Source organism: Pseudescherichia vulneris (genome assembly GCF_902164725.1).
Taxonomy (GTDB): Bacteria; Pseudomonadota; Gammaproteobacteria; order Enterobacterales; family Enterobacteriaceae; genus Pseudescherichia; species Pseudescherichia vulneris.
Genome location: NZ_LR607338.1, coordinates 2,678,869 through 2,683,037, shown reverse-complemented (window position 1 = coordinate 2,683,037; position 4,169 = coordinate 2,678,869). Strand labels below are relative to the sequence as shown.

At 57.3% G+C, this 4,169-nt stretch carries 2 protein-coding genes; one reads left to right on the top strand and one right to left on the bottom strand.

Features of this window, described 5'->3' with window-relative positions:
* Window positions 1–264 precede the first annotated feature (264 nt).
* Entirely contained in the window at window positions 265–2,325 is a 2,061-nt protein-coding gene (locus FN633_RS11155) for a putative bifunctional diguanylate cyclase/phosphodiesterase (RefSeq protein ID WP_154057762.1), read from the top strand.
* 54 nt (window positions 2,326–2,379) lie between these two features.
* On the opposite strand, the gene FN633_RS11150 is transcribed toward FN633_RS11155, so the two are convergent.
* On the bottom strand, window positions 2,380–4,169 hold a 1,790-nt coding region (locus FN633_RS11150; RefSeq protein WP_154058916.1), incomplete at its 5' end, for an efflux RND transporter permease subunit.

The window sequence follows — 4,169 nt, the reverse complement described above, 5'->3', positions numbered from 1 at the left end:
AGGTTCTGAAAATACGGCATGAACTGATACTAATCAGCTAAGTGTTTGTTTAAAAAGGCGCTACTCGGCATGGGGATGCGCCTTTTTTGTTGCTGCCCTACCCGTTTTTTTATCTGTACGAATTAGCTTCTATTCCTCCTTAAAAACAGGGGTTTAAATCCCTTCCACCGCTCTGAATTGGGTGCTAATGTCACTGCCCTTTATGCCCATGGGCATGAATTTATAGCGATCAATAACCGTTATTGTTAATGAGTTGGTGGCATCATGCAGGTTAGCCAATACGACCAGATCCTCGTCGTAATTTCTTTTTTCGTTGCCATCATGGCAGCCTATACCGCCCTGAATATGGCAGGCCGGGTTTCGACCAATCCTGGCAAGGCCGGCTGGCTCTGGCTGGTGGGCGGCGGTCTTGCGCTGGGTATCGGCATCTGGGCCATGCATTTTATCGGGATGCTGGCGATGGAGCTGACCATGAGCATGAGCTACGATCGGCTGCTCACTGGCCTGTCGATGCTGATTGCCGTCGGCTCGTCCCTGTTTGCCCTATGGCTGGTCAGCACACCTCAGCTTCGCCTGCGCCGCCTGCTGCCCGGTTCGCTGGTGATGGGCGGCGGCATTGCCGGTATGCACTACACCGGTATGGCGGCGTTAGAGGTATCACCGCCTATCGTGTGGGATATGCGTTGGGTGGCGCTCTCGCTGCTGATTGCCCTGGGTGCGTCGCTGGCTGCGCTGTGGCTCACCTTCCGCCTGCGCCACGAGGCTGCGTTGGTGGCACAAATGCGCGCGGGAGCGGCTATTCTGATGGGCATTGCTATCGCGGGTATGCACTATACCGGCATGATGGCCGCGCAGTTTCCGATGCAGCACTCGATCATGCATCACGGCGTAGACGGTAACTGGCTGGCGCTGCTGGTCAGCGTGGTGGCGCTCTCGATTCTGGGTATTACCCTGCTGGTCTCTATGCTGGATGCCCGTCTGCAGGCGCGCACCTCGCTGCTGGCGTCGTCGCTGGCGGAAGCCAACCGCGAGCTGGCCCAGCTGGCGCTGCACGATCCCCTCACCCGCCTACCTAACCGCGTACTGCTGGAAGATCGGCTCGACCAGGCGATTAATAAAGCCCGTCGTGAAGGCTCCTTTTTTGCCTTGATGTTTATGGATCTCGATGGATTTAAAACCGTCAATGACGCCTACGGCCATGACGTGGGCGATCGGCTGCTGATCGCCGTGACCGAGCGCCTGCTCCAGCCGCTGAAGGGCCAGTATACGTTGGCACGTATCGGCGGTGATGAGTTTGTCCTGCTGGCGGAGGTGAACGCGCCAGATGAGGCAGCTACGCTGGCGGATGCGCTGGTACGCACCATCGACCAGCCCTTTACCCTCGACCGCTACGATCTGGTGGTGACGCTGAGTGTTGGCATTGCCCTCTATCCTCACGACGGCAAGAACGAACGCGAGCTGATGTTTAATGCCGATGCAGCGATGTACCACACCAAGCATATGGGGCGTAACGGCTACCACTTCTTCCAGCCTTCAATGAATACGCTGGCACAGACCCAGCTCCTGCTGATGAGCGACCTGTGGTTAGCACTAGAGCGCAATGAGCTACGCCTTTTTTACCAGCCCAAGTTTCAGGCACCCGCCGGGCCAATTGTCGGCTTTGAAGCCCTGCTGCGCTGGCACCACGGCATTCATGGCCTGCTGACGCCGGACCGCTTTCTGCCGCTGGCAGAAAAAACGGGCCTGATTATTCCCATCGGCAACTGGGTGATTGACGAGGCCTGCCGCCAGCTGAGCGAGTGGCGTCAGCAGGGGCATACGCACTGGACGGTGGCCGTTAACCTCTCGACCCTGCAGTTTGAGCAGACGGGACTGGTCGATCACGTGATGGCGTGTCTGGCGCGACATCAGGTTCCGCCCGAGAGCCTGATCCTTGAAGTCACCGAAACCACTGCCATGACCAACCCGGATGAGAGCGTGCGCGTCTTGACCCGGCTCACCGACGCCGGGGTTAAGGCTTCGATTGATGATTTTGGTACCGGCTACTCCAGCCTGCTCTATCTGAAACGCCTCCCAGCCTGCGAGCTGAAGATTGACCGGGCGTTTGTTAAGGAGCTGAGCCGTGACGGCGACGATGCCACTATCGTTTCAGCTATCGTGGCGTTGGCCAAGACGCTGAACCTGAAAGTGGTGGCGGAGGGCGTGGAGACGCAGGCCCAGCAGGCGTTTCTGACCGAGCTGGGCTGCAATACGCTACAGGGCTATCTGCTGGGTAAACCTATCTCGGCCCAGGAGGCAACGCTGCTGGGGAGCGAGAATAAGTAAGCGTAACGCCGGGTGGCGCTACGCTTATCCGCCCTACAACGACAAGTTGCCTGTTTATCTGGCTTTCTTAGTGAAGAACTGCCGTACCACGACAAAGAACACCGGTACGAAGAAGATCGCCAGCAACGTCGCGGAGAGCATGCCGCCCAGCACCCCGGTCCCCACCGCGTTTTGCGCGCCGCTGCCTGCGCCAGAGCTGATCACCAGCGGCATGACGCCGAGGATAAAGGCCAGGGAGGTCATAAGGATTGGACGCAGACGCATGCGCACCGCCTCAAGCGTCGCCTCTACCAACCCTTTGCCCTCTTTATCCATCAGATCCTTGGCAAACTCGACGATCAAAATGGCGTTCTTAGCCGAAAGGCCGATGGTAGTAAGCAGGCCAACCTGGAAATAGACGTCGTTGTTCATGCCCCGCATTAAGGCCGCCAGCAGCGCGCCGATAACGCCCAGCGGCACCACCAGCATAACCGAGAACGGAATCGACCAGCTCTCATACAGCGCTGCCAGGCACAGGAAGACCACGATCAGCGAAATGGCGTATAGTGCCGGTGCCTGGTTACCGGAGAGACGTTCCTGGTAGGACATACCGGTCCAGTCATAGCCGATACCGGAAGGCAGCCCGGAGGCCAGCTTCTCCATTAACTGCATCGCATCGCCAGTACTCTTGCCCGGCGCAGCCTCGCCTAAAATCTCCATAGAAGGCAGGCCGTTATAGCGTTCCAGACGCGGTGAACCATAGACCCAGTGTGAGGTGGTAAAGGCCGAGAACGGCGTCATCTCACCGTTGCTGCTGCGGACGTAGAGATTATTCACATCCGTTGGCAGCATGCGATATTGAGCGTCCGCCTGCACATAGACCTTTTTCACCCGCCCGTGATCGATAAAGTCATTCACGTAGGTTCCGCCTAACGCGGTGGAGATGGTCTGGTTAATATCTGAGAGGTCGATCCCCAGCGCCTGCGCCTTTTCGATATCCACCTCCAGCTTAAACTGCGGGGTATCTTCAAGTCCGTTTGGCCGCACGCGTACCACCTGGTCCGGGTGCTTCTGTACCTCAGCGAGCAGCACATTGCGCGCGCTGGTCAGAGCCTCATGTCCGAGGTTGGCCTGATCGATCAGCTCAAAGTCAAAGCCTGTCGCTGTACCTAGCTCGATAATCGCTGGCAGGTTAAATGGAAAGACCAAACCGTCGCGGATTTGACTGAAGGCTCGCGTGGCACGCTCTACGATGCCGCCAACGCTGTTCTCTTTACCCGGGCGTTGCTCCCACGGCTTAAGGCTGATAAAGGCCATCCCGGAGTTCTGCCCTTGGCCGCTAAAGCTGTAGCCATTGACGGTCAAGACGGAGTCAACGTTCGACTTCTCATTGTTAAGGTAGTAGTTAGTGACCTTATCCAATACCTTCTGCGTGCGCGACTGGGTTGCCCCGGCAGGCAACTGCACCATAGTCATAAAGACGCCCTGATCCTCATCAGGTAAAAACGAGGTGGGTAGACGCAAAAACAGCACCGCCATTCCGGCGACGATCAGCACGTAGATCAGCAGATACCGTCCGGTACCGTTAATGATACGAGCAACGCTTTCCGTGTAGTGATGCGTACTACGATCAAACAGGCGGTTAAACCAGCCAAAAAAGCCCTTTTTCTCCCCATGCGGATGAGGATCGAAGGGTTTTAACAGCGTGGCACAGAGGGCTGGCGTAAGGATCAGCGCAACCAGCACCGAAAGCGCCATTGCCGAGACGATGGTAATGGAGAACTGACGATAGATCGCACCGGTGGAGCCGCCAAAAAAGGCCATCGGGATAAAGACTGCCGAGAGCACCATAGCAATCCCTACCA